The organism is Mucilaginibacter pedocola (genome assembly GCF_002013915.1).
Taxonomy (GTDB): Bacteria; Bacteroidota; Bacteroidia; order Sphingobacteriales; family Sphingobacteriaceae; genus Mucilaginibacter; species Mucilaginibacter pedocola.
The window spans coordinates 116,270-142,265 of the sequence record NZ_MBTF01000001.1 but is presented as its reverse complement, the minus strand read 5'-3'; the positions used below and the strand labels follow the sequence as shown (position 1 = coordinate 142,265).

The following is a 25,996-nucleotide window of genomic DNA, read 5'->3' as shown; positions in this document are numbered from 1 at the left end:
TAACTTATGGCTTTCCTCAGCTTACGCCATGCAATTTATGGTACATTTCCCGGAGAGTTTGCATTAGCAAGTCCAGGTTTACGGGCTTAGATAGATAAGCATCCATACCGGCTTCAAAGCAATTATCTTTGTCTTCGCTGAGGGCATTGGCCGTTACAGCTACGATCTTGGTTCTCTGTCCGAAACGTTTGCGCAGCATGCGGGTAGCCTCCAGGCCATCCATGTTAGGCATCTGTATATCCATTAAAACAATATCATAATACTTCTTGCTCATCATATCCAGCACTTCCAGGCCGTCGTTGGCCAGATCAGGCTGATAGCCGAGTTTGTTCAGTATCCTGATGATCAGCTTCTGGTTCATCAAGTTATCTTCTGCTATCAGCATCCTGAACGGAAGATCGCGACCGAACTGTTCTGTTAGAACCGATGTTTTAGCCCCTGCAACTGCGGGGCGCTGCTTCCCAACTTCGGCAACAACCGTATCATAAAGCAATTGTCGTTTAACGGGTTTAGTAAGTACCGCGTTGAACAAACCGGGGTGTTGCTTCCCATGTTCGTTACCTACCGAGCTTAACAGTATGATGGGTACTTTTACCTGTAATGCACGCACCTGTGTGCTGAAGGCAATTCCATCCATATCGGGCATTTGCCTGTCGGTAATTACCAGGTCGATATTGGTATCACCTTTTAAAACCGCTAATGCTTCGCTGGCCGAAGGCATTGGAATAACAACCATTTTCAGTTTTTCTAACTGGGCCTTTAGTATGCGCAAATTGGTGCCATTGTCGTCAACTACCAATACACGCTTCCCGATACATGCATTCGAGTCGCCCCTATCCGAGAGCACGGCATCTGCGGCCTCTCTGCAGTATATATCAAAACTAAAGGTACTACCCCGCCCCGGCAGGCTTTCCACAGTAATATTACCGCCCATTAACTTGATAAGCCTGTCGCTAATTACCAAACCCAGTCCGCTACCGCCATATTTACGCGTAACCGAAGAATCGATCTGGTGAAAAGGCTTAAACAAATGCGGGATATGATCTTCGGCTATGCCAATGCCGGTATCCTTAACAGTGAACTTAAGGCGATAGTCGGCACCCTGGTGGTCTATCACCCTTACACCAACAAAAACTTCGCCCTTGTGCGTAAACTTAACAGCATTCCCCACAAGGTTTATTAGCACCTGCCTTAACCTATGGCTATCACTAAAAATATGGGCGGGGATGTCTTCGGCAATATCACAAACCAGTTCAACGCCGGCTTTTGCTGTTTTGCCGGTAAACAACTCAAATACCTGTTCAACGCATTTACGTAGTTCAAAATCATGTATATCGAGGCCGAAATTGCCTGATTCTATTTTAGAGAAATCAAGTATATCGTTTATTACGGTAAGTAAGGCTTCGCCGCTGGTTAATATGGCATCATTGTACTCCCGTTGTTCGGCATTTAATGGTGTATCGGCCATAAGCGATGCCATCCCTAATACGCCGTTCATAGGGGTGCGTATCTCGTGGCTCATGGTGGCCAAAAAGGTGCTCTTTGCCATATTGGCCTTGTCGGCCTCCATCCTGGCCTGTTGTTCCTGTTCTTTCTGCTTATACAATTCTTCAGATTGCGCCTGCATTTCTTCCGACTGTGCTTGCAGTTCTCCGGCCTGTATCTGTAGTTCGAGGTTAAGGTCTTTAAGGCTTTGCGCTTGCCTGCTTATTTGCCCGGTACGCTCTGTCACCTGTGCCTCCAACTGCAACTTTTGCTTTCTGAAGAAATTGAAGCGTAACAGGTATAAAATATAAATAATTGCTAAAAGCGTAATTACAGTTGCAGTTCTGAACCACCACGTCATGTAAAAAGGCGGCAATATTGTTATGGTTAGCGCGCTTGGCTTGTCGTTCCAAACGCCATCATTATTGGCGGCCTTTACAAAAAAGGTGTAAGTTCCGGGATCCAGGTTAGTGTAGGTGGCCGTGCGCTGGCTGTTCACAAAACGCCATTCGGGATCAAAACCCTCTAATTTGTAGGCATATGAATTTTGTTGCGGTACGGTAAAATCAAGCGCCGAAAACCCGATGGTAAAAACCGATTGTGCATGCCTGAGGGTAATTTCTTTTGCGGTTAAAATATTCTGTCTCAGTGGCGAGCCTGCATCGCGTATATCAGGCGGCTTGTTAAACAACTCGAAACCGCTTATCACCACCCTGGGCTTATGCGCATTGAACCCCAACGCGTGGGGGCGTATCACATTAAAGCCGTTTATACTTCCGGCTGCAATTTCGCCGGTTGGCAGGCGTGCGCCGCTACCTAAGTTAAACTCGAGGCTATTCAAGCCATTATATTCGTTAAAGTGCAGGTAGCGTTTATTTGCTGCATCAAACCTTGTGACCCCTTTTAAAGTGGTTAACCACAAATAACCGCGGGTATCGCCGGTTATAAAATTTACAGTATTATCGTCGGACCCATTGGTTTCGGTATAATTACTTACCGTGCCAGTTTTGTAATTGTAACAGTTAAGGCCACCCTCCATAGTGCCTATCCACATGTGGCCCTTACCATCTTCATAAAAACAGCTTATAACATCGCTATTCAACTTACTGTTTTTGGTATTGATATGCCAAAACTTTCGGGTTACCGGGTTGTAAACAGATACGCCGTTAGAGTACCCTCCTATCCAAACCTCCCCTTTTTTATCTTGCCAAAGAGCTTGTACCGACTGGTCGCCTATTGAGTTTTTTTGCCCGGCATCAAAACCTATCTTTTGGAAAACGCCTGTTTTGGGGTCGAAAACGTTAACGCCGCCAAGGTCGGTGCCTATCCATATTTTGCCGGTGTTGTCCTCCATCAACGCATAAACCGAATTGCTGTTCAGATCGAATGGATTAGGCCCCTTGTTATAATGCTTAAACGTTCTTGTCTTAATATCGAAACGATCTAAGCCAACACTGTAAGTACCTATCCAAACTTCGGTATTTGCCCTGTTTATAAGTATGGTTGATGTGTAATTTGTAGAGATGGAGTTTTTATCACCTGCAACATGGCCATAATGCGTGTAACTCTCGGTGGCCCGGTTAAAATAGTCCATCCCGGCATCAGTGGCCAGATAAAGGTTGTTTTTCTTATCGGGCGCTATACCCCTTATAATATTTTTTGCAGATGGGCTGCGGGTAACCGACGACTTGTACGATGGGAAAATATTCAGGCTTTTATCATACTTCAGCAGGCCCTCGCTGGAGGTACCTATCCAAAGCGTTGCTTTATTATCTAAAAACACCGAGTACACACCATCATTAGGCATGTTATTATTTTCGCCTGCAAATTGATTAATGTGTATGAACGTGCGTTTAACAACATCAAATAACTGCAATGTTGTATTAGTGCCCACCCACATTTTGCCATCTGCACCGGGCGCCAGGGTATAAATAGGATTATTGCCTGTTAAGGTATACCGGTCGCTCTCATTGGCGTAAACTGTAAAGGTAGAGTCGCCCGGGTTAAATAAATTAAGCCCTTTATTGGTACCAAACCAAAGGTTGCCCTTGTGATCCTCGGCAATAGTGCTTACTACATCATCGCTAATGCTGTTTTTATCGATAGCGCTGTTCTTAAACCTTCTGAAGTTACCGGTCTGTGCATTAAACAGGTTCAGCCCATCATCAGTACCGACCCATAGGTTATTATGGCTATCTTCAAAAACCACATAAATGAACGAACTGCTTAAACTGCTCGCCTTGTTATCGTCATGAAAATAGTGCCTGAAGGTGTTTGTTTTTTTATTGAACAGATTAAGCCCATTGGCTGTGCCTGCCCATAGGTTACCATGCCTATCGGTATATACGTAATTAACATCGTTGTTACTAATAGATGATCCGTCGGCAGGGTTATGTTTGTAAACTTTAAACCAGTCGTTTTTACGATCATATCTGCTAAGGCCTCCAATGCGAGTGGCAACCCAAATATTGTCATCATTATCGCCACACACCGATAGCGTGTTATTAGCAGGCAAACTGTGCCCTTCGTTGGCGCTATGTTTGTAGGCCGTGAATTTATAACCATCGTACTTGTTTAGTCCATCCTGTGTACCGAACCACATAAAGCCGTATTTGTCCTGGTAAATACATTGTATACTGTTTTGCGAGATGCGGTTAGAACTGTAAACCGGGGTAATTTGCTGACCTATGCTTTGAGCGCCTGCTTTAAAGGGTAAGCCGAGCACTAAAATGGTAATAAGGGCACAAAATTGCTTAAAGTACATCTAAATGGGCGGGTGATGTACGTTATACGCAAAACACGCATAAAAGTTTGCCGGCTGAACAGTGCCTGCTTACTCAAAGACTCTCTTCCTCAATTAAAACTCTTCCTGAACTCCAGCGGCGATAATTCTGTTTTGGCTTTGAACAACTTGCTGAATGATTGGGGATGTTCAAAGCCCAGTGCATAGGCAACTTCGCTTACCGAGAGCGCGGTGGTAGATAGTTGCTCCTTCGCTTTTTCAATCAGTTTGTTGTGGATATGCTGTTGCGCATTTTGCCCCGTTAGCGAGCGCAACATATCGCTTAAATAGCTTGGCGATAAGTTCAGTTTTTCGGCAAGATAATGCACGGTGGGTATACCATGGTTTAATGTTTCGCGGTTGCCAAAATAAGCTTCCAGCACCTCATCAAGCTGTTGCAACAATTGATGGCTGGCCGGTTTACGGGTGATAAACTGGCGGTTATAAAAACGGTTGGCGTAATTGAGCAGCAGTTCTATTTGCGCTACGACCACATCCTGGCTAAAATCGTCTATACGGCTATCCAGTTCGGCGCCTATCATTTTAAATATCGAAAGAATGATATCCTTTTCTTCTTCCGATAGGTGCAACGCCTCGTTGGCAGAGTATGAAAAGAAGCCGTATTGCTTGATAGCTTTTGCAAGCGGATAACCTAAAAAGAAGTCGGGGTGAATGAGCATGGTATGTTCTGAACATATCATGGTTTCGTTCCCATAGTTGCCGATGATCTGGCCTGGGGCGGCGAACAGTAACCCTCCTTCTTCAAAATCGTAATAGCTTTGTCCGTAGCGCAGCTTTGCCACCTGCTTGGGTTTGTAAGATATCTTGTAAAAGCTAAGCACATGGTTCTGCGGAAAGCCGTTCATCTCGGGATGTGCGTGCGCCCCGTTTATTAGCCCGATAAGTGGATGCTTCGGTTTACCCATGCCCATAATGCGGTACGCATCGGATAAAGAGCCGAATTTATACGGAATATCTTCTTTCTTCATAACGCTTAAAACTCAAAGATAGCCGTCGGAGTCTTGCTCCGGCGGCTATCATACACTTCTTTACCAATAAATTACTTTGCGTTGCCCTGGGCAGATATGGCATTCTCCTGCCAGGCCTCCCACTCGGCCATGCGTGCCTGGTAAGCGCCGCGTGTCCAGTCGAGGTTATGCGCGCCAAGGTTAAAGCGCAACGGCGGGTTTTCGGCATCTACCACATTGAACAATGCGGGCGGCGTGGCTTTAGGGTCGCCCCTTTCCAGGTTCTTCAGGTTATCGAAGAATTGGTTCTTGTAATCGGTATAAATATCCATCCCGGGCGCAAATTTTAAGGAATTCTGGCTACCGAACTCTGTAGCATAAGCACCCGGCTCAATAATGGTAACCTTTATACCGAATTGTTTCACTTCTTCGGCCAGGCTCTCGTGTATGGCCTCGAACGCCCATTTCGATGATGCATAATAACCAATAACCGGCAGAGTAACATGCCCCAAATTGCTGGATGTACCCATAATATGCCCATAACCCTGCTCGCGCAGTAAAGGCAAAGCCGCCTGTATCACTGCCAACGGACCGAAGATATTGGTATCGTACATAGCCTTCACATCGTCGGCACTTGCTTCTTCAATGGTACCCACAAGCGAATAGCCGGCGTTATTTAATACTATATCCAGCTTACCGAAGTGGGCATGTGCCTGCGCTACTGCTGCCTTTACCTGTTCGGTATTGGTTACATCCAACTCTAAGGTTAAGGCAGTGTCGGGGTATTGTTCTTGCAGGGCTGCAATGCTATCCAATCTGCGAGCGGTTACTGCTACTTTATCGCCACGCTCCAACGCGGCCTCGGCCCATACGCGGCCAAAACCACGCGAGGCGCCTGTTATGAACCAAACTTTAGGTTCTGAATTTTGTGTACTCATGATGTTTTGTTTTTCAATTAATGATAAGGCAAAGGTCGCGCCAACCGGCCTGCTAATAATAACCTAAATGAGGGAGGATGTAGCCAAAATGAGGAAAGCTTGGCCCGATTGGCTATCGGCTATTTTTATACCTTTGCAATAATGAAAAATAAGGTTTCATCGTCGCCCCTTACACCACCCTGAGTTAGGGCCAACGTCATCATTTCAATAACTCTGCAACACCGCGGGGCATTTCTATTTATTTCACCAACTTCTTTGCTATATAAAACCCTCATTACATGAAGGCTTCTTTTAATTTATTCGACTTTTCTAAAAAGATAAACTATAGAACCGAAATACTGGCCGGCCTAACCGTAGCCATGACCATGATGCCCGAATCATTATCCTTCGCTATACTGGCGGGTTTTCCGCCCCTTGCAGGGCTGTATGCCGCTTTCATTATGGGGCTGATTACAGCAGTGCTGGGTGGCAGGCCGGGACTTATATCAGGCGGGGCGGGCGCAACCGTAGTTGTACTTATTGCGCTGATGAAGTCGCACGGTATCGAATACGTTTTTGCAGCCGTGGCATTAGCAGGAATACTGCAAATACTGGTCGGTGTTTTTAAGCTGGGGAAACTTATACGGCTGGTACCGCAGCCTGTAATGTATGGCTTTGTGAACGGCTTGGCGGTGATCATCTTCATGGCGCAACTGGAGCAATTTAAAACTACCATAAACGGTCACGAAGAATGGCTAAGCGGCACACCTTTGTTAATTATGGGCGGGCTTGTGGCCTTAACCATAGCTATTGTGATATTGTTACCCAAACTTACCAAAGCCATACCTCCATCCCTTGTGGCCATTATAGTGGTGTTCGCGGTGGTACTCGGCTTCGGCATACCTACCAAAACCGTAAGCGATATAGCATCAGTAAGCGGCGGCTTCCCTCCTTTTCATATACCGGCGATACCTTTTACGCTACAAACATTGCAGGTAGTATTCCCTTATGCGCTAATTATGGCGGGCGTAGGCTTAACCGAGGGACTGCTCACGCTGAACCTTGTCGACGAGATGACGGCCACCCGCGGCAACGGCAACCGCGAAAGCATTGCACAGGGCATCGCCAACATACTCAACGGCTTTTTCTTTGGCATGGGTGGCTGCCCCATGATAGCGCAAACGCTGGTAAATTTATCGGCCGGTGCACGTGCGCGGCTTTCGGGTATCGTTGCTTCGCTTACCATTCTCCTCATCGTACTTTTTGGTGCACCGGTAATAGGCAAATTACCTATGGCGGCTTTAACGGGCGTAATGATCATGGTAGCATTCGGCACTTTTGAATGGGTGAGTTTTAAGATATTTAATAAGATGCCCAAGCAGGATGTATTTGTTGGCATATTGGTAGCCATAATCACTATCGTATTACATAATCTTGCCCTCGCGGTATTGATCGGCGTTATCATATCAGCCCTTGTTTTTGCCTGGGAAAGTGCTAAACGCATCCGCGCTAAGAAATATATCGATGGCAGCGGCACAAAGCATTACGAGATATATGGGTCTTTGTTCTTTGGTTCGGTAACAGCTTTTACCGAAAAATTTGATGTTGCCAACGACCCGGAAGAAGTTATTATCGATTTCAGGGATAGCCGCGTGGCGGATATGTCGGGCATTGAAGCCCTGAATAAACTCACCGAACGCTATAAACAAGCGGGAAAGAAATTACATCTCAAAACATTTAAGTGAGGATTGCAGGCTCCTGCTAAAGAATGCAGAAGAGGTGATCGACGTAAACATAATGGAAGACCCTGCCTACCGTGTTGCCACCGAAAAAAGAAGATAAAGACTCTTCGTTCATACAAATCCGTAAAAAGTATACAAGCTCCCCGAATTAGTGTTATCAGTCCCCTGTGTTTTCATGAGACCTTTACATCATCAAACAAAACATATAAAGATCATGAAAAACACTATTTTAATAACAGGCGCAAGCAGCGGTATAGGTAAAGCAACAGCAAAACTTTTTCAGGCAAAAGGCTGGAACGTAATAGCCACCATGCGCACACCCGAAAAGGATACCGAACTACGTGCGTTGGATAACGTACTGGTTACCAAACTGGATGTGGTAGACCTCGCCTCGATAGCAAACGCGGTAGCCGAGGGCATCAAAAAATTCGGTAAGATAGATGTGCTGGTGAACAATGCGGGCTACGGTGCATATGGCACATTGGAATCGTTCTCGCGCGAAAGCATCATCAAACAATTCGACACCAATGTGATCGGCTTGCTGGATGTTACAAAGGCTGTTCTCCCCCACTTCCGTGGCAATAAAAGCGGTATCATCATCAATATATCATCTATCGGTGGTAAAATGACCTTCCCGCTGGGAACCTTATACCACGGGACAAAATTTGCCGTAGAGGGCCTATCCGAAGCGTTGAGCTACGAGGTAGAACAATTTGGCGGCAAAGTGAAGATCGTACAACCCGGCGCTATTGCCACCGAGTTTGGGCACTCGCTTGAGTTTAGCAGCGATGATAGCCAAACCGAATATAGCTACATTGTTGACAAAACCGCGACCGCCTTCGCACCATTCTTTGAAAACGCATCTTCGCCGGATGTTGTAGCCAATGTTATTTACACCGCCGCTACCGATGGCACTAACCAGTTACGCTATACCGCCGGTGATGATGCAGCAGCAATTATTGCCCAACGTAAACAAGCTGATGATGAAACGTTTATTGGTGGGATGAAAAAGCAATTCGGGCTGTAACTAAATAGATTTATATTTAACCACAAAGGGCGCAGAGAAAAAACATAAAGAAACGCAAAGCCTTGATCGCGATCTAAGCCTTTGCGTTTCTTTGCGCTACCCATCGTGCTAATTCTTTGTGTACTTTGCGGTTAAATTGCGCTACCCAATACATCATCTATGTCTAAGTTCATCCACGTAAATACTGTTACCGACCTGTTCAGGTTTTTCAAGTTAGAACATACCGTGAAACACCCGCTTATTGCCGTGGTCGATTTTAAGCAGGCGCGACACGAGGTAACAGAACCAACGGGCATCTCTACCGATGTTTACTCCATCATGTTCAAAAATTACGACAGGGAAATTCTTTCTTACGGCCGCAAACCGGTGGACTTTCATAACGGCAGCCTGATATGTTTGGCTCCCCAACAGGTGCTGGTAATGGAGGCAGACAACGAGGCTCCTGCAACAGTAGAGGGTTGGGGCGTTTATTTTCACCCCGACCTGATAAGAGCTACATCGCTGAACGATAAGATAAAGAACTATACCTTCTTCTCCTACGAAGTATCGGAGGCATTACACCTGTCGGAAAAAGAGAAAACAGTTTTGGCCGATTGTGTACAAAACATCGAAACCGAACTACAGGAAAATATCGACGTACACAGCGAAGACATCATCGTATCCAACATCGAGCTGCTGCTTAACTACTGCAAACGTTTTTACGGCAGGCAATTCATCACCCGCAAAAGCAGTAATAACGCTGTTGTAACGCAGATAGAAAAGATCCTATCTGAATACTTTAAGCACAACAACATTACCGAACAGGGCTTGCCTACTGTGAAATACCTTGCCGATAAAGTAAACCTCTCCGCGAGTTACCTAAGCGACCTGCTGAAAAAAGAAACGGGCAAAAATACACAGGACCATATCCATTACTACCTAATTGAAGAAGCTAAGAGTATATTGCTGAGCACCAACAAATCGGTTGGCGAAATAGCCTATGGTTTGGGTTTTGAGTACCCGCAATACTTCAACAAGCTATTCAAACAAAAAACCGGCAAAACGCCCGTGGAGTTTAGGGTGGCTGGGTAAGTCCCCATCCCTCACCCGGCATTCATTTGCGCAAGTAGGCGGCACCTACGGAGCCTGTTCTATATTGCAAATTTTCTACAAACGCGGTGCTCCTACCGGAGCGTTGTACGTTTTGCTAATACATATAAGTTTATTTTGTCAGCCGATGCTCTAACACCCCAGCGGGGTATCGTGTTTATAGCAAAATCCAAGATCATTTTCACGGCTCCGTAGGTGCCACCTATTAAGCATGCGATTTCGGCTGTACTTGTCTATCAAACCCTTATTTTTACCCGCATGAAAAAGCTACTCGCTAATCTGTTATTTCTGTTGCTGATATTATCCTCCACCCTCAGCAAAGCTGCCGCTTATTGGATGGAAATTGAAGGCACCGGCAAACTGAACCGGGCATTCACCATACGGGTAATTTACGGCCGCATTGATGACTTTGGCATCCGCCACCGCGATACTGGTAAGGAACTGGAATTGGCAGGCGAGTTTAAAGTTAAAGTTTTGGACGCAAGCGGGCTGCAAACAAACATCAACCTCGTCAAAAAAAGTGATTGTTGGGAAGGCACTTACACCCCAACCAAACAAGGCATTTACCGCATATTAGGCATTAACGATACCCACCCGGTGGTAGACCGCTCGGCAACAGGCGGCAAAAACGTGCGGCCTATTGATTACCTCTGTGCGGCATATTTAGCTGGTAGTAACAATGCAGAAGCTTCACCTGCACAATTGTTGGATATTGTTGCCTTCAGCAACAAAGGCATCATCACAGTAAAGGCCTATAACAACCAAGCACCTGCTAAGGCAAAAACTACGCTAAGGGTATTTAACCCCGAGAACTGGGAAAAGGAATTAACATTGGACGATGGCGAAGCAGTTTTTAAAACCACCATACCGGGGCTTTACATTATTCGCCAGGATTGGGAAGATACAACACCCGGAGAGTATAAGGGCGTTGCTTATAAAAGCGTAAGGCACCGTTGTAATTATAGCCTCATTGTAAAACCGTAACTGATAAACAAAAACGGCCCACCAAATAAATAGCGGGCCGTTTTGTTTTTAACATTAAGCCAATGCAGGCTCGGCAACTTTGCGCCTGCGCGCGGGTTTTGCTTTCTTCTTTTTCTTCCCCAGCCAAATTAAAAAGCCGGTTATGGGAAGGCTCGCCGTAAACAGGCTCACTATTAAGTACAATAGTTTGGTTGGCCAACCCAGCAGGCTGCCGGTATGTATAGGCAATATCATACGGCGTATTTTAGCGCCATCACTCAGTTTTTCGTAAGGCAATTGTTTTATCAGCGCAGCGGTATGCCCATCGAAAAAGGCGGCATCTACGTGCCTAACTGCTGTTTCCTCGGGTTCTTTTTGTACAGTTACCGCCAAGGCAGGTTTTGCAGGCAGGTTAAAAGCCACCCGGCCAGTGTACGGGTAGGCCTTGTTCATTTGATTGAACATTAGCTGGTAAATACCGGCTTCGGCTACTTTCAACTTAGCTTTGTTTTTTACCTTGGCTTCCTTCTCTAATTTGCCGTCGGCCAGTTTGTATATCAGGTTTTCGGCCCAATCGTAGCTCCAAACAAAACCTGTTAAAGTTATCAGCAGCAAAAATATCGAGATGTAAAAACCGCTTACGGCGTGCAAGTCCCAGTTAAGGCGCTTGCCTTTGGCGTTCCACTTTATTTTAAAGCGCTGCTTAACGGCGTTTTTATTAGCGGGCCACCATAAGATGAGCCCGCTGATAGTTAAAAATAAGCAAATAGAACAAGAGATGCCGGTGATCACTTTTCCCGTTGGTCCCAAAAGCAGGTAACGGTGCAGGCTACGCACCTGCTGAAAAAATTGCCCGTCGTACTTGCCTTTGTAAAGCACATTGCCTGTGTAGGGGTCTAGGTAGGCTACTTTTAGGCCTTTCTTCTCGCCTATGCGGGCCTCAATACTACGATCGGCCTCGGCGGGGATGATCAGGCGGCTTACCTTTTTATCTTTAAAAACCGTGTTGGCCACCTGTACCAAACTATCAACAGTTAACCTTTGGCCCGCCGGTGTAACTACCTGGCTGCTGCGGAACAAAACGGGCTCCAACTCATCCTCAAAGGTGAGCAGAGCACCGGTAAGTGCCACAACTATAAGTATTAGCCCGGAAGCGATGCCAAGCCAAAGGTGTAACCAATTGATAACTTTTTTAAACATTCGGCAAAGTTAGAATTTTAATATCAGGTTGCCGGTAAAACGTGCAGGTGCCTGCGGCGTTAAACGTAAGCTCCAGGTTTTATCGCTGGTAAGGTTGTCAACCTTAAAGCCAATACGGTATTTAGGCTGATCGTAAAACACGGTAGCATCCAACACAGTATACGCAGGTACAATAACCTTAAGCGTAGTAGTATTGATGTTGTAAGATGAACTACCAGAGTTACCACCGAAGCCCAGGCCTAAGCCTTGCAGGTTGCCTTTTGGCAAACGGTAGCTTGCCCAGAAGTTGAGCATATGCGCCGGGCCCGAATAAGCAGGGCGCAAACCGTTGGTAGAAGCATCAGATTGGGTAAGCTTGCTATCGTTATAAGCATAACCAACTACCATGTTAAAGCCGGTGAAAGGGTTAGCGGTCAGGTCTATCTCAAAGCCTTTGCTCAGGCGCGTACCATCCTGTATAGAGTAGTTGATATCGTTCGGATCAGGGCGGATGATATCTTTCACGCGGATGTCGTAGTAGCTAACGGTACCTACCAATTTGTGGTTGAATAAGTCGCCTTTTAAACCGAACTCTAACTGGTTGGCATGCTCGGGCTTGAACTGGCTGCCATCAGCAAATACGCCGCTTTTGTTGAAGAAACCGTTCATGTAGTTACCAAATACCGATAGGTTGTCTTTAAACACTTCGTAAACGGCACCCATTTTTTGCGAGAGAGCGGTTTGTCCGTACGGACCAACTTGTGTACCATTAGCACCCAGGCCACCTGCGGTAACACCGGTAGCAATGTTGTAAACGCCCTGGTATTGGAAACGATCTAACCTTAAGCTGGCCATAACCAATAACCTGTCGGTGATGTTGAATACATCCGAAACGTAAGCGGCATAAGTGTTATCGCCATTGTTCTCTTTACGCAGCGTACCGGTGCTGGTAAGCGAATCTATTTTAAAGCGGCTGATGCGGTAGGTAGATGGCGTGTTCAGGAAGCTTACGGTTGGCAGGTTGTTAACCGTTACCCTATCAAAGCTGTTAGAGTTGTTGTAGTAATCTAAACCTAATACCACACGGTTGCGGTGGTTGGCAATTTTAAAATCGCCCATAAAGTTTTGCTGCAGATCGGTAGCGATGAACGAAGTGTTACCCGCAATAACCTGTGCACGCAAGCTGGTATCGGTACGGCCGTTAAGCGCGGTGATGTATCCGTTTATGGTTGAACGTGCACGCGAGAACACGGTTTGCGAGGTCCATTGCGATGATATTTTGTAATTGATCTGCCCGAAGATGTTCAGCATTTGGGTAGAGTACGGCAAGTCGTTGCTCAGGAAAGTCTTTTTGTATGGGAAACCCATGGTTTCGATATTCAAGGTACGCACTTTGGTACCGCCGGTGAACGGGTTGAACCTTACTACCGAAGTACCTTTCTCCTGCCCGAACTCAACATCAAGCAATAAAGATAGGCGGTCGGTTACCTGGTACGAGAAGCTTGGCATAAAGCTGATGTTGTTGGTAAAGCCAAGATCCTGAAAACTTTTTTGGAAAGTGGTAGCAGTATTTAAACGGAACAGTGCCGTTTTTTCTGCGTTGATAGGTGCATTTACATCGGCCATTAAGCGGTTGTAGTTCCAGCTGCCACCAGTGTAACCAACCTCGCCGCCAACGCCGTTGTAAGGCTTTTTGGTAACACGGTTATACAAACCACCATAGCTGCTGGAAATGCTGGTACCGAACAATGTAGACGACGGGCCTTTAATGGCCTCTACCCTCTCCAGGTTGGCCGGATCGATAGACGAAAAGGCCGCACCGGCAACACCGTTACGTGCATTTGGCTCAGTCTCGAAACCGCGCGACAGGAAGGTTACTCTACCCTGGTTAGCGATGGTAGGGATACCAGCGCCGGGTACGTTTTTAGCGATGCTTGCCAGATCGGTAGCCATTTGCTCCTGTATCAGCTCTTTAGGCACCGAGTTGTATACCTGCGGGTTCTCCACAAACTTAAGCGGCATACGCGCAATGTAGATACTTTCTTTTTTGGCGAATTTGTTGGTACTGCCCGATACGGTTACCTCCTGCAAAGCGCGAACGTTCTCGGCAGGCAGTTGATAATTAGCAGTTGCCGTTTGGTCGGCCACAACCTGTACCTGCAGGTCTTTTTCTGGCGCGCCGAATACCTGTATTTTAAGGGTATAATTGCCCGGTGCAACGTTATTAAAAGCGTAGTTACCATTTTCGTCGGTAAGGGTCGACCGTGAGGTACCTACAATAGAAACGGGGGTTGAAGTAAGGGGGCTACCATCTACCATGGTTACGGTACCCGCAATTTTACCCGAGGTTTGGGCAAATGCGGTAACTGAAAAACTCAGGGAAATGAACAGCACGATAAGGGAGAATAATCGTTTGATCATAAGAAATTAATTAGTGTACGTAATACACCGGCAAAGGTATGAATTAATCTTAATTAGATTGATTAAAAATAATAACATTCATACCCCAGCGGCTTTTACATAATTGTAAGAGTATGCCACTGTAAAAATAATAGCGAGGCATACTCACCCCGAAGTTGCGCTGTTCATCTTTCATCACAAAAAAAGCCGCTCCCTTTTCAGAGACCGACTTTCAAAAAAAGGGCTATTTTCTCTACCCTACTTTTTGCTCCAGCACCGCTATATGTCCGCTCTCCTCATTCAGCAGGCATAGTTGTATCCATACTACTTTGTCCTTTGTTTTAATAACATAGGTTTTAATGCGGTCGAGCAGGTTTGGGTCGAGGGTACTGCCGTAATTGTTGGTTATCAGTTCTTTTTCACCAACACGCTCGTATTCGGCTTTTGTTATTTCCACATTGTTTACCTGTACGCCGCCTAACGACAGTATTTTGTCTTCATAGTACTTTTGAACTTCGGCAGCATCAAACTTTTTATCGCCTTCGCGCGGCCTTTCAATATTTATTTTGAAGGTTTTTCCTTCCTGAGCTATCAGTTTACCATTTACGGCCATGTACTCTTTATCTACCGCTTTAATATCTTTTGGATCGGCCTCCTGGTGATAATTATACGAGTAAGTTGGCGGCGGTGCCAGGAATGGGAAGGTGCCCAAATCTTTATCACTCACTGCAATGGCATCAATGTTAAAGGTGGTATCGGCAACCGGCGTTTCAGTAGTTTTGATAGCCACTGTGTCGGCTGTTTCGGTAGCCGGGGTGGTTTTATTTTTACAGGCGGAAATTGCCGCGGCCAGTGTAAGGCATAGAAAAACTTTCTTCATAGTATCTGCTTAATTATTATTTCGGTCGGATTATTTTCCGAAAGTTTAACATCGTCTGGGAGAAAATGTTGACACCTCAACTGCAGATACAACGCAGCAACCTGATTTTCAGAACAAAAAAGCCGTTTTCCTCAACAAAAACGGCTTCCATAAGATATTTATCTTGCCTACTGGTTTATCGCCAGCCCCAGCGTATCTGCCTGCATGCCGGTAAATATCCCGTAGGCGTTAACGATATTCCCCGGCGGGTTATCCAACTTTTGCGAGGATGTGTTGGTGTTACTGGTTAGCATTTTAATATACTCCTCGTTCACGGTGAACAGTATCACCTTATAAGTACCCACATAATTGAACGAGCGGTACTTGGCCTGGTAAACGGCTGCCTTCTCGGTATTTACGGTAAAGTTTGCCGGCGTGTTGAAACCGCCACCGATGAAGTAAGGGGTCACTTCATCGTTTTTGAAGGCCATGATGTGGTAGAGCGAATCAGGATTGTTCCAGGTATAGGTTACGGCCACACTGTCGGCAATGTCGCGGCGCTCATTGGGCACACTCAGGTTGGTTAAGGATGTTGCGTAACCCGTTGTTGGCTGCGGCATAACTGTGCTGGCACTAATAGCGATGCTGTTGTAAGTGAATTGTAGTGTGTAAGTTTTGCCCGCTTGTAAAAATGCACCATCGGCATAGGTATATGTACCGGTAGCGCTTTCGGTAAGGTTCACAGTTTGGCTTCCATCACTCACCTGTAATTGCAGGCCGCTCAGTAACGGGCCATAGGTAGCAGTATCGCTGAATGCTTTTTGCTGGTAAACTCTAACGCTGATAGGGCGGCCGGCCAGCAGGTAAGCTTCTACCACGGGTCTTTCGGCAATGGCGGCGTTATCATCCTTTTTGCAGGCACTAACGACGGTTATAAGGGCTATGATGAAGTAGAATATATTTCGAGTCATGTTTATTTCAGTTTTAGGCTAAGGGTGATGTTCGGCGTAAAGCCCAGGTATTTTACGGTTGTGGTTACCACCTGGCTGTTGCGTATATAATACTCGTTGTACCAGGTATTGCGGTGGTTATAAGCATTGAACAACGAGAAGCTTATGCTACCCAGTTTAGAGGCATCAGTACGCAGCAGATCGTACGTTGCCGATAGATCCAACCTATGGTAAGCAGGCAGGCGTTCGCCATTCTTTTCACTTACCGATAAATAGCTCATTGTACGGCCGTCGGCAGTGTTGATGGTGTACACACCTGCGGGTGCGGTGTAAGGGTGCCCCGTACTGAAGATAAAGGTTGCCGCGAAACTCCAGCGCTGCAAGTGGTACATATTTACGGCCTTAAACTCGTGGCGTATATCCTGCGCTGCCGAGAAATAATCTACACCATATACATCGAACTTATTCTTAGCTTCGGCGAGGGTATAGCTGAGCCAGCCGGTATGGTTGCCTGTTTTCTTTTGCAGCAAAAACTCTACCCCTTTTGCAAAACCGGTACCGTTATAAAAATTCTCGGTAATGCTGGTGGTTGTTGTACCGCCGCCACCGAAACCGCCTCCTCCCGGCGGGCCACCAAAGCCACTGCCCGGGCCAACGCCGCCCGTTTGGCGTAGCGTATATTCGGTAAGGCCGGTAAGGTTTTTATAATAACCTTCCACATCAAACAGCCAGTTGTTGGTTTCGTAATTGGCGCCTAATATAAAGTGGTCGGCACGGCCTACTGGGATGGTGCTGCCATTGGCCATTACCCAAAAATTACGGTCGCCCCCGGCAATATCCTCGCGGATAACGCGGTTACTGAACTGGTAGAACCTGCCCGTTGCGCCTTTGATGTTAATGCGGTCGGTAAGGTGGTATATGGCCGATAGCCTTGGCTCGGCGTAAGCCTTACCCGTAGGCGAATAATAAGTGGCTCTGATGCCGGGCTGAATATGCCATTTATCGCTTGGCTCCCACTCCAGTTCGGTATAGCCCATGGTGGTAGTACCTTTGGTGTGCTGGTTTATCAGCAGGCTGGTATCGTTCTGCAAATAAGTATAATCTATCCCAAGGTGCGATGCCGAACCACCGAACAGCACTTTAAGTTTCCCGGCGGCGTTCCACTCCCAGTCGCTTTTAATGCCTGCGTCCTTCAGGCGGTTATTTTCCAGTATGCCGTTATTAATGGTTACTGTAGAGGCGCTATCCGTTATGCTGCCGGTGGTACCACGGTCGCGATCACTGTAAAAGCTCGAATAACTGAGTACGGTACTGCCGAACAGCTTTTGCGATGGCGAGGTATTCCATTTAACACTGGTACCGGTGTTGCCATAGCGCGTATTATCCGTAATGTTCAGCGTACCACCCGATGAGGTACTGAAGGAAGGCAAGGTCATCTCACGGCTGTTATCCAGCACATCGTTACCCTTATAAAAACTCCAGCTGAAAGTATTTTTTGTAGATGCTGCGTAAGTGTACTTAGCATTCAGATCGTAAAAGTAGCTCGATGGCGTTACCTGGTTATTGAAACCACCGCCGCCGCCGAAGCCTCCCCCGCCGCCAAAACCACCACCACCCGGGCCGCCGCGCATAGCGCCGCCGCCTGTATTAGCCGTGCTGGTGTTAAACTGGCCAAACAATTTGTTATACAAAGGCCCCTGGTACGAACGTCTGAAAGCCACCAATGCCGACGACTTATCGCCCACCGGCGTTTCGGCGTAAATATTGGTACTCAGTAAACTTAAGTCGCCCCCTATGTTGGCTTCTTTGCGGTTACCATCTTTACCGCGTATATCAGTAACGCTTGATAGCCTGCCGCCATACTTGGCCGAATAGCCGCCTTTATATAATTCCACATCGCGCACGGCGTTACTGTTAAACGCACTGAAAAAACCGTAGAGGTGATCTACCTGGTAAATAGTAAAGCCATCAAAGCTCACCAGGTTCTGGTCGGGCGTACCGCCGCGGACGTAGATACCCGACGATGATTCGTTGGTAGCGGCCACGCCCGGCATCAGTTGCAACGAGCGCATGATATCCTTCTCACCCACGTTGGGCAGTTTATCTAACAAGGCGGGGGTCAATTGCACCACGCTCACTTTCTTGCTGTCAGTATTTAATACGCCTTTCTTTCTTTCGGTAATAGTTACCTGTGTTAGGGTATTAAGCGAAGGGAAAAGCCCGTAACTCAATGCAGTGTTGCGGCTGGTGCTATCTAACCTGAAAACGTCGGGTTGGTAGCCCATAAAACTTACATCTACCAAGGCGGTATCATTCGGCACGTTTAATATACTAAAGGATCCGCTGGTATTGGTGAGTGTACTAAGCCCCGTCCCCCTGATGCGCACACTTGCGCCGGGTAAGGCCTCGCCCGTTTTTTGGTCGGTAACGCGCCCCGTAATGGCAAAGTTGAAATGCTGCGGTATATTAATGGCGGGGGGCACAATCACCGGCTTAAAACTTTGGGCCATTTGGTTGAGCGAGTTTTTCAACTTCAGGCGCGAAAGATCGTCTGGCTGCTGTAGTATGTACAGCGTGCCGTCGTTCTCTATCCAATATTGCAGATGGTTTTCCCGGCAAACAAATTTGAGTACGTCTCGTAAAGACTCATCAAAAAAGTGTTCGGTAATATCCATTTGCATCAGCGAGTCGCGCTCGTAAACAATGGGGATATCGTATTTCTCGGCGAGGGTGTCCATCATTTGGTCGAGCGTGCAGGTAAAAAAATGGTCGACGCGGATGGTTTTTAATTTTCGGGCAGTGGTGTTTTGGTTTTGGGCGTGGGCGTAAGTTGCGGAAAATGCAATAAGGATTGTGTAAAGTACCTTTCTGATCATAGAGTAAACGCGTTTGGGTGCTCTAAGATGTTCTAAAACCGCATCCTGTGCGATCAAGTGCCGATTAACAGGCGGGTTGTATCGGCGAAAGGCCGCCGCAACAGAATATATCTTCCAAACAACAGAACTATTACCCCAATAAAGCGTTGTGAATACTTTAGCCCCACCATTATAAAACCGCATGGCACATCATTTACCAGCAGATAACCTCAAAAAGCTTAGCGAAAGTGAGGAAAGGTTTCGTGCGCTGGTAATGGCCACCTCTGATGTGGTGTATCGCATGAGCCCCGATTGGACCGTACTGCGGCAATTGGAAGGCGGAGATTTTTTATCAGGCGTGGGCGAACCGCTTACCGATTGGATGCCTAAATACATCCACCCTATCGATCAGCAATTTGTGAAAGATGCCATTGACGACGCCATACGCGGCAGGCATATTTTCCAGTTAGAGCATCGTGTTTTGCAGGCCGACGGTACCATAGGCTGGACATCGTCTAAAGCGGTACCAATACTGGGCGATAATGGCGAAATTGTGGAATGGTTTGGCGCAGCGAGCGATATTACGCCGCGCAAACGTATGGAAGAGGACCTGAAACGTGCGCGCGACGAAGCCGAGCAGCAAAGGCGCCTGAACGCGATAGTAACATCTAACACCCCCGACCTTGTGTATGTATTCGACCCCAATTACGTTTTTACCTTTGCTAACCCTGCCTTGCTTACCATGTGGGGGAAAACCTGGGACGAGGCCGTGGGCAAACGTTTGCTCGATAACGGTTACGAACCCTGGCATGCCGAAATGCACGAACGAGAGATAGACCACGTAATTGCTACCAAACAAGCCATACGCGGCGAAGTCGCTTTCCCGCATGCCACCCTGGGCAGGCGCGTGTACGATTATATTTTTTCGCCGGTTTTTAATGCCGATGGAGAGGTGGAAGCCATTGCAGGTACTACACGGGATATCAGTGATATAAAGGAGAACGAGCAACGCAAGAACGATTTTATAAGCATGGTGAGCCACGAGCTGAAAACGCCGCTTACCTCGGTGATAAGCTATGTGCAGATCACCCAAAAACGGGCAGCTAAAAATAATGACACGGTTGCTGCCGACATGCTTGACCGGGCCGGGGTACAACTGGGTAAAATGACACGCATGATCAACGGCTTCCTGAATGTATCGCGATTAGAATCGGGGCGGATACAGATAGACCACGAGGTATTTGATATTGCGGCTCTGATGAAGGAGGTGGAAGATGAAGCGAAAGCAAGCATCCTGACCCACTCTATTGAGTTTGAATCGCAAACTGGCCTAACGGTAAATGCCGACCGCGAAAAAATAAGCCAGGTATTCAACAACCTGCTTAGCAACGCTGTAAAGTATTCTCCTTCGGGTTCGCCCATACGCGTAGATGCTAAACTGAGCGGCAATTGGGTGGAAATAGCTATGCATGACGAGGGAGCGGGCATCAGTAAAGATGACCTACCGCGTTTATTCGAACGCTATTACCGCGTAAAAGAGGCAGAGGCCAACCATATCGCAGGCTTTGGCATCGGGCTTTACCTCTGTTCGGAAATTGTGAAACTGCATGGCGGCAAAATTTGGGCCGAGAGTGAACCTGGTAAAGGGAGCACCTTTTATTTTGCTTTGCCGGTGCACAAAGCAGAATAAAATCACTCTTATATTAAGCCGGCATTACCATCCCGTTAAATCTTTTTACTACCTATCGCATCTATACTTTCTGCGGATAACTTCGCGAAAAAATAGCTCATGAAACGTGTTTACTGCTTTGGCCTGCTAATTGCCTGCCTGTTCTGTTGCCAGCTCACGCTTGCCCAACGCAAGCCCATCATATTTAACCACGGCAAGCGGGTGGTAATTATTATGATGGATGGCTTCGGCATGAGTTATTTTAACACCGCCCCCATGCCTTACCTCAAAAGCATGATAACCAACGGCGGCTTTTTTAAACAGGTTAATGCCATGATGCCTACGGTTACTAATGCTAATAACACCTCCATTGCCACCGGTACCTTCCCCGAGGTGAACGGTATCAGCGGCAATTACTATTTGAACGAAAAGGGTGAAGGCGAATATCTGGAGGATAAAAAACTGGTGCTTGCCCCTACCATCTTCCAAAAATTAAAGGGCTACGGCATCAAATCGGCATTAATATCGAGCAAGAAAAAGAGCACTACTTTATTGCCTGCCGGTGCCGATATTGTATTATCTCCCGAAACCGCCGACAGCACCTGGATAGCCCGCATAGGCAAACCCGCCCCCATTTACAGCGCCGAAGTAAACTACTGGACCATGCAAGCCGGTATTTATCTGCTGGAGAACCACCCCGATATTGCCTGCCTCTACCTGCACACTACCGATTACCCCATGCATACCTGGGCACCCAGCGATAGCAGCTCTATAAAACACCTCCGCACTATCGATAGCTACCTTAAAAAGATACACGAAGTTGCGCCCGATGCCACCATCCTCATCACGGCCGACCACGACGTAAACCACAAAAGCCGTTGCGTTGATATAGAGAAAGCCTTGCTCCTGCAAAATGTAAAAGTGAAAGCCGCGCTAAGCGCCGAGAAGGATAAATACCTGAAGCATCACCGCGGTTTCGGTGGCGCATCGTATATCTACCTTAACAATACAGCCGATGCAACAAATGTCAAGGAGGCTTTATCAAAAATAAAGGGCGTCGAAAGCGTATACACCAAAGCAGAAGCCGCCAAACAATACCCCTTACCGGCCAACCGCATAGGCGATTTGGTAGCCTTTGGCGATTCAACAACTGTATTTGGCGATTTGGAAGGCCATGCCGAAGAGGAACTCCCTGCCACCTACCGTAGCCATGGTTCGGTTTATGAAATAAAAGTGCCGGTAATTATTATCAACCCTGCGGGTAAATTGCCCGGGGAATCATATTTTAATTACAATAAGGATCTGGCCGTTTGGTTGTTGGATAAGAAATATTGGTAGGATTCTTCAAAATTCCCTCCTTGGGGAGGGGTGCGGCGGTGGTGCGCAAATGCAGGGAGGGGTTAGCCGATACGCTGTGTGTCTTTGCATATACAATAACCCCTACCTCCTCCTTCCCTCCATAGGAGTCCTTCGGACCAGGGAAGGAATCGCACTTCCGTCCCGCGTTCTTCATATAAGGATAGCGCCAAAAGAATACCTCTCCTACTTCGGCTCTTTCCCGGGGATGATTTTTATAAGCAACGATGGCAGCAACCTGTTCACCAGCAAAGCCAGCTTCTCCTCGCCCCATTTGCCAATGTAGGATTCGTAAGCGCCGCGTTTAACGGCTTTTAATATTTGCATAGCGGCTTTATCGGCAGGTAGCCCATTATCTATTTGTTCGGATTTGTCACCAAATACTTTACCATCCCCTGTTACTGCAGATAGGTAAATATTGGTACGAATGTAGCCGGGCGTAAGTAACGTTACCTTGATGCCGTGTTTAGTCACCTCGGCGCGCAGGCAATCGAAATACCCGTGCAAAGCATGCTTGGCCGCCGCGTAGGCCGAACGTAACGGTGTTCCAATTTTACCCATCACGCTGCTGGTCACCACAAAATGCCCGGTTTTGCGTTCGATAAAATGCGGCAGCAACGCCTTGGTAAGGATGATGTAACTGAAGTAATCCAATTCCATAACGTGGCGATGCACGTCGATTGCGGTATCAACTGCCAGCCCGCGGGTGGTTACGCCGCCGTTGTGGACCATGATATCGATATGCCCGAACAGGGATATAGCTGCCGGCACTTTGGCTTCCAGCCCGGCGGTATCGGTAAGGTCTAAAGGAAGGATCTGTACTTGATTAGGATTTGCGCAGGCGTTCTTCACGCGTTGCAGTTCGGCCTCTCTCCTGCTGGAAATGATCACCTTTGCCCCCTGCGCCGAAAAAGCGTAAGCCAAAGCCTCGCCAATACCAGAGGATGCACCGGTTATCCAAACTACCTTATCTTTAAATCCTTCCTTCATGGCTTGCTTTATTTAGCGGTAAGCGCCTCGCCTTCAAATACTATCCCGGCCCAGCCATGTGCCATGAACTGGCGGATGTTTTGGTGCCCTGTTCCTTCCGGGTCAGCCAATACATCGCGGTAATGTTCGGCGAATAGTTGCAGGGTATCTTCCTGATCGAGGTTGTTCAGTTTTGCAAAAGCAAATACACGTGCGCTGCCCTGGTTTTGGGTAGCTTCGTTATAGGTTTCGCCGTTTTTGAAAGCTGTTGGCTGATGCGTATAGCGCTCGTCGATGAATTTGAGCACCTCGCTAAAGGCAACGTTATTTTCTTTTAAGGCTGTAAGTAAAGCGTTTAAGTCCGGATTCATGATGATAGATTATGGGGCTGAAAGTAGTAAAAAAATTGGGGCTAAACGTCGTGCAGTTTTATTTTACAATTCCCTCCTTGGGGAGGGGTGCGGCTGCCTGAGCGCAAAGGCTGGGAGGGGTTAGCCGAGATGCTGTACGGCTCCGCTTTGCCGCTAACCCTTTCCTCCTCCTTCCTCAGGGAAGGAATTGCGCCCGCCCACCGCACATCAACACCCAAAGCCCCCATTTCACATTCTTTAAAACCCTAAGCTATTAATACTGTTAAAACGCTGGCTATCTAAAACAAAGCCCCTACATCTGCCATGAAATTATTTAAATGCACCAAATGCGGCCAGCTATTATATTTTGAGAATAGCCTTTGCGAGTGCTGCAAAAGCCCGCTTGGTTTTATACCAGAAACCCTGAACCTTGCAACCCTGGAGCCGGGCGAGAACATGACCTATACGCTACAAGCTGCGGATAAGAAACCTTTGCTGGGCAAACTCTTCGGCAATAACCCAAAACCTGCCTTTAAGTACTGCGCCAATTACCAATATGGCGTTTGCAATTGGCTGATACCTGCCGAAAGCCCCAAAACCTATTGCCGTGCCTGCGAACTGAACCACATAGTACCCGACCTTACCAACACCGAATACGTGCGCCAATGGGGATTAATAGAAGCTGCCAAGCACCGCCTTATTTATAGCCTGCTGGAAATGAAGTTGCCGCTGGTAAGCAAATTCGAGAACCCGGAAACAGGGCTTAGCTTCGATTTCCTAACCGATTTTAATGCCGCTCAACGCGTACTTACCGGCCACGAGAACGGGCTGATCACCCTCAATATCAACGAAGCCGATGATGACAAACGCGAGCTTTTCCGCAAGGAAATGAACGAACCTTACCGCACGCTGCTGGGCCATTTCCGCCACGAGGTTGGGCATTATTACTGGGACAGGCTGATCGATAACAGCCCCTTTATTGACGAGTACCGCCAACTCTTCGGCGACGAACGCGAGGATTACGGACAAGCCTTGCAACGCCATTATGCACAAGGCGCACCGACCGATTGGGGACTGAACTACATCAGCGAATACGCCACTACCCACTCCTGGGAAGACTGGGCCGAAACCTGGGCACATTACCTGCACATTATGGATACACTGGAAACAGCAGATACCTTTGGCGTAAGTGTTGCCCCGCGCATAGCCGAAAAAAGCGATCATGCCAACGCCGTAATAAAAGCCAAACCGTATGAGCAGCAAAACTTTGAAAAGCTGCTGGATATGTGGCTGCCGCTAACCTTTGCCATTAATAGCATTAACCGCAGCATGGGCAACCACGATCTGTACCCTTTTGTTATTCAGCCAAAAGTGGTAGAGAAGCTGGCCTTTATACACAAGGTGTGCTTTGCATCTAAGGTGAATTAGCTAAAAATTAATATCGAATGATGAATTTCGAATATCGAATAATGAAGTACATGTTTTTTCACTTCATCATTCGATGTTCGGCGTTCGATATTCAAATCAAACCCTGCTTACATCCACATTAACATACATTCGCTGGCCGGCCCCGCTGTAAACGATTCCTTTCAGCGGGGCTACGTCCGCAAAATCGCGGCCCACAGCGGTGCGGATATGGAGCGTATTCACCAGCATATTGTTGGTGGCATCAAACTCTACCCACCCTACCCCGGGGATGTACAACGCTATCCAGGCATGCGATGCATCCGAGCCGAATAATTTGGGCTTGCCCGGCGGCGGCAGGGTTTCTATGTAGCCACTTACATACCTCGCAGATAAGCCAATCGAACGCAGGCAGGCTAAGGAAAAATGCGCAAAATCCTGGCAAACACCTTTTCGGTATAAAAAAACATCTTCCAGTTTGGTGCTGATGTCGGTGAAACCTGGGGTAAAATCAAAATCGTTATAAATGCGCGAATTGAGGTGCAGCATGGCTTCCATTATAGGCCTGCCCGGCGTGAACGATTCCAAAGCATATTCTTTAACACCCGGAATAAAGCTGATATGGGGCGACTCGAGATAGAATTGCTTGATATCACTGCCTGCGCCGCTGCTGCGTAACCAAATGGCCACATCCTCCCAGGGCATGGTATTTTTGGGTACGGTGTTTATCCAAACCGGCTCGGTAACTTCTACTTCGCTTTTTATCTCCACACTCAGGTTTTTATGGAACTCCTCTATCGAAAAGTAGATGAATTTGTTGCTGAAAAAATCTTCGCGCGTAGCCAAAAAATGCGGCGCGGGCTGAATGTTATAATTCACCTTATCTACCTGCTGAAAACTATGGTTAACAGGCACCTGGTATACCAAATTATGGCATAATGATACGGGTAATTGGTACTCGTAGCGGGTGATGTGCGTTATCCTGAATTTCATAACAAGCTATTGCTTAGGGCATTCAATTTCAAACCAATA

17 protein-coding genes and 1 pseudogene are annotated in these 25,996 nt (G+C 47.2%); 7 read left to right on the top strand and 11 right to left on the bottom strand.

Annotated features, from left to right (window positions below):
• Window positions 1-16: 16 nt before the first annotated feature.
• The 3 genes from BC343_RS00620 to BC343_RS00610 all read right to left on the bottom strand — a co-directional run bounded on the left by BC343_RS00620 (window position 17) and on the right by BC343_RS00610 (window position 6,173).
• Entirely contained in the window at window positions 17-4,249 is a 4,233-nt protein-coding gene (locus tag BC343_RS00620) for a hybrid sensor histidine kinase/response regulator (RefSeq protein WP_078345782.1), read from the bottom strand.
• 89 nt (window positions 4,250-4,338) lie between these two features.
• Window positions 4,339-5,256, bottom strand: coding sequence for a helix-turn-helix domain-containing protein (locus BC343_RS00615; RefSeq protein WP_078345781.1), 918 nt, complete (start codon window positions 5,254-5,256; stop codon window positions 4,339-4,341).
• Window positions 5,257-5,327: 71 nt separating this feature from the next.
• A complete protein-coding gene (locus BC343_RS00610) occupies window positions 5,328-6,173 on the bottom strand; it encodes an SDR family NAD(P)-dependent oxidoreductase (protein WP_078345780.1) in 846 nt (281 codons plus the stop codon).
• A gap of 278 nt (window positions 6,174-6,451) precedes the next feature.
• On the opposite strand from BC343_RS00610, the pseudogene BC343_RS00605 reads away from it, so the two are divergent.
• The 4 genes and pseudogenes from BC343_RS00605 (at window position 6,452) to BC343_RS00590 (ending at window position 10,994) form a co-directional block, all read left to right on the top strand.
• A pseudogene (locus BC343_RS00605) lies at window positions 6,452-7,994 on the top strand (SulP family inorganic anion transporter).
• 114 nt (window positions 7,995-8,108) lie between these two features.
• The gene (locus BC343_RS00600; RefSeq protein WP_078345779.1) at window positions 8,109-8,921 is read left to right on the top strand and encodes an SDR family oxidoreductase; all 813 of its coding nucleotides are present in this window, start codon (window positions 8,109-8,111) and stop codon (window positions 8,919-8,921) included.
• Window positions 8,922-9,080: 159 nt separating this feature from the next.
• Complete coding sequence (locus BC343_RS00595) at window positions 9,081-9,992, top strand: helix-turn-helix domain-containing protein (protein ID WP_078345778.1); 912 nt, start codon at window positions 9,081-9,083, stop codon at window positions 9,990-9,992.
• A gap of 276 nt (window positions 9,993-10,268) precedes the next feature.
• The gene (locus BC343_RS00590; RefSeq protein ID WP_078345777.1) at window positions 10,269-10,994 is read left to right on the top strand and encodes a hypothetical protein; all 726 of its coding nucleotides are present in this window, start codon (window positions 10,269-10,271) and stop codon (window positions 10,992-10,994) included.
• Window positions 10,995-11,048: 54 nt separating this feature from the next.
• Here BC343_RS00590 and BC343_RS00585 read toward each other — a convergent pair whose 3' ends face one another.
• From BC343_RS00585 to BC343_RS00565, 5 genes are all read right to left on the bottom strand, one after another.
• Window positions 11,049-12,173, bottom strand: coding sequence for a PepSY-associated TM helix domain-containing protein (locus BC343_RS00585; protein WP_078345776.1), 1,125 nt, complete (start codon window positions 12,171-12,173; stop codon window positions 11,049-11,051).
• A 9-nt stretch (window positions 12,174-12,182) separates the two neighbouring features.
• Entirely contained in the window at window positions 12,183-14,573 is a 2,391-nt protein-coding gene (locus BC343_RS00580) for a TonB-dependent receptor (RefSeq protein WP_078345775.1), read from the bottom strand.
• 232 nt (window positions 14,574-14,805) lie between these two features.
• The gene (locus BC343_RS00575; RefSeq protein ID WP_078345774.1) at window positions 14,806-15,432 is read right to left on the bottom strand and encodes a hypothetical protein; all 627 of its coding nucleotides are present in this window, start codon (window positions 15,430-15,432) and stop codon (window positions 14,806-14,808) included.
• Window positions 15,433-15,599: 167 nt separating this feature from the next.
• Window positions 15,600-16,382: a DUF4249 family protein gene (locus BC343_RS00570; protein ID WP_078345773.1), complete on the bottom strand. Its 783-nt coding sequence runs from the start codon at window positions 16,380-16,382 to the stop codon at window positions 15,600-15,602.
• 2 nt (window positions 16,383-16,384) lie between these two features.
• Window positions 16,385-19,237 (bottom strand): TonB-dependent receptor domain-containing protein, encoded by a 2,853-nt coding sequence (locus BC343_RS00565; RefSeq protein ID WP_078346462.1) that lies wholly within the window; start codon window positions 19,235-19,237, stop codon window positions 16,385-16,387.
• A 181-nt stretch (window positions 19,238-19,418) separates the two neighbouring features.
• On the opposite strand from BC343_RS00565, the gene BC343_RS00560 reads away from it, so the two are divergent.
• Together BC343_RS00560 and BC343_RS00555 are read left to right on the top strand one after the other, a co-directional pair.
• Window positions 19,419-20,906: a PAS domain-containing sensor histidine kinase gene (locus BC343_RS00560; protein WP_078345772.1), complete on the top strand. Its 1,488-nt coding sequence runs from the start codon at window positions 19,419-19,421 to the stop codon at window positions 20,904-20,906.
• A 99-nt stretch (window positions 20,907-21,005) separates the two neighbouring features.
• Window positions 21,006-22,223: an alkaline phosphatase family protein gene (locus BC343_RS00555; protein ID WP_078345771.1), complete on the top strand. Its 1,218-nt coding sequence runs from the start codon at window positions 21,006-21,008 to the stop codon at window positions 22,221-22,223.
• Window positions 22,224-22,427: 204 nt separating this feature from the next.
• Here BC343_RS00555 and BC343_RS00550 read toward each other — a convergent pair whose 3' ends face one another.
• Window positions 22,428-23,231 (bottom strand): SDR family oxidoreductase, encoded by an 804-nt coding sequence (locus tag BC343_RS00550; RefSeq protein ID WP_078345770.1) that lies wholly within the window; start codon window positions 23,229-23,231, stop codon window positions 22,428-22,430.
• An 8-nt stretch (window positions 23,232-23,239) separates the two neighbouring features.
• Window positions 23,240-23,581 carry a HopJ type III effector protein gene (locus BC343_RS00545; protein ID WP_078345769.1) on the bottom strand — a complete coding sequence of 114 codons (342 nt, stop codon included), beginning with the start codon at window positions 23,579-23,581 and terminating at the stop codon, window positions 23,240-23,242.
• 303 nt (window positions 23,582-23,884) lie between these two features.
• Here BC343_RS00545 and BC343_RS00540 point away from each other — a divergent pair, with 303 nt between their 5' ends.
• Window positions 23,885-24,988: a zinc-binding metallopeptidase family protein gene (locus tag BC343_RS00540; protein ID WP_078345768.1), complete on the top strand. Its 1,104-nt coding sequence runs from the start codon at window positions 23,885-23,887 to the stop codon at window positions 24,986-24,988.
• Between the two features lie 96 nt (window positions 24,989-25,084).
• Here the strand turns inward: BC343_RS00540 and BC343_RS00535 are convergent, their stop codons facing one another.
• Window positions 25,085-25,957 (bottom strand): transglutaminase family protein, encoded by an 873-nt coding sequence (locus tag BC343_RS00535; protein WP_078345767.1) that lies wholly within the window; start codon window positions 25,955-25,957, stop codon window positions 25,085-25,087.
• Window positions 25,958-25,996 lie beyond the last annotated feature (39 nt).

Excerpts from the sequence above, each read along its gene's own strand:
- BC343_RS00620 (WP_078345782.1), bottom strand. The coding sequence starts at position 4,249 with ATGTACTTTAAGCAATTTTGTGCCCTTATTACCATTTTAGTGCTCGGC.
- BC343_RS00615 (WP_078345781.1), bottom strand. The coding sequence starts at position 5,256 with ATGAAGAAAGAAGATATTCCGTATAAATTCGGCTCTTTATCCGATGCG.
- BC343_RS00610 (WP_078345780.1), bottom strand. The coding sequence starts at position 6,173 with ATGAGTACACAAAATTCAGAACCTAAAGTTTGGTTCATAACAGGCGCC.
- BC343_RS00600 (WP_078345779.1), top strand. The coding sequence starts at position 8,109 with ATGAAAAACACTATTTTAATAACAGGCGCAAGCAGCGGTATAGGTAAA.
- BC343_RS00595 (WP_078345778.1), top strand. The coding sequence starts at position 9,081 with ATGTCTAAGTTCATCCACGTAAATACTGTTACCGACCTGTTCAGGTTT.
- BC343_RS00590 (WP_078345777.1), top strand. The coding sequence starts at position 10,269 with ATGAAAAAGCTACTCGCTAATCTGTTATTTCTGTTGCTGATATTATCC.
- BC343_RS00585 (WP_078345776.1), bottom strand. The coding sequence starts at position 12,173 with ATGTTTAAAAAAGTTATCAATTGGTTACACCTTTGGCTTGGCATCGCT.
- BC343_RS00580 (WP_078345775.1), bottom strand. The coding sequence starts at position 14,573 with ATGATCAAACGATTATTCTCCCTTATCGTGCTGTTCATTTCCCTGAGT.
- BC343_RS00575 (WP_078345774.1), bottom strand. The coding sequence starts at position 15,432 with ATGAAGAAAGTTTTTCTATGCCTTACACTGGCCGCGGCAATTTCCGCC.
- BC343_RS00570 (WP_078345773.1), bottom strand. The coding sequence starts at position 16,382 with ATGACTCGAAATATATTCTACTTCATCATAGCCCTTATAACCGTCGTT.
- BC343_RS00565 (WP_078346462.1), bottom strand. The coding sequence starts at position 19,237 with ATGATCAGAAAGGTACTTTACACAATCCTTATTGCATTTTCCGCAACT.
- BC343_RS00560 (WP_078345772.1), top strand. The coding sequence starts at position 19,419 with ATGGCACATCATTTACCAGCAGATAACCTCAAAAAGCTTAGCGAAAGT.
- BC343_RS00555 (WP_078345771.1), top strand. The coding sequence starts at position 21,006 with ATGAAACGTGTTTACTGCTTTGGCCTGCTAATTGCCTGCCTGTTCTGT.
- BC343_RS00550 (WP_078345770.1), bottom strand. The coding sequence starts at position 23,231 with ATGAAGGAAGGATTTAAAGATAAGGTAGTTTGGATAACCGGTGCATCC.
- BC343_RS00545 (WP_078345769.1), bottom strand. The coding sequence starts at position 23,581 with ATGAATCCGGACTTAAACGCTTTACTTACAGCCTTAAAAGAAAATAAC.
- BC343_RS00540 (WP_078345768.1), top strand. The coding sequence starts at position 23,885 with ATGAAATTATTTAAATGCACCAAATGCGGCCAGCTATTATATTTTGAG.
- BC343_RS00535 (WP_078345767.1), bottom strand. The coding sequence starts at position 25,957 with ATGAAATTCAGGATAACGCACATCACCCGCTACGAGTACCAATTACCC.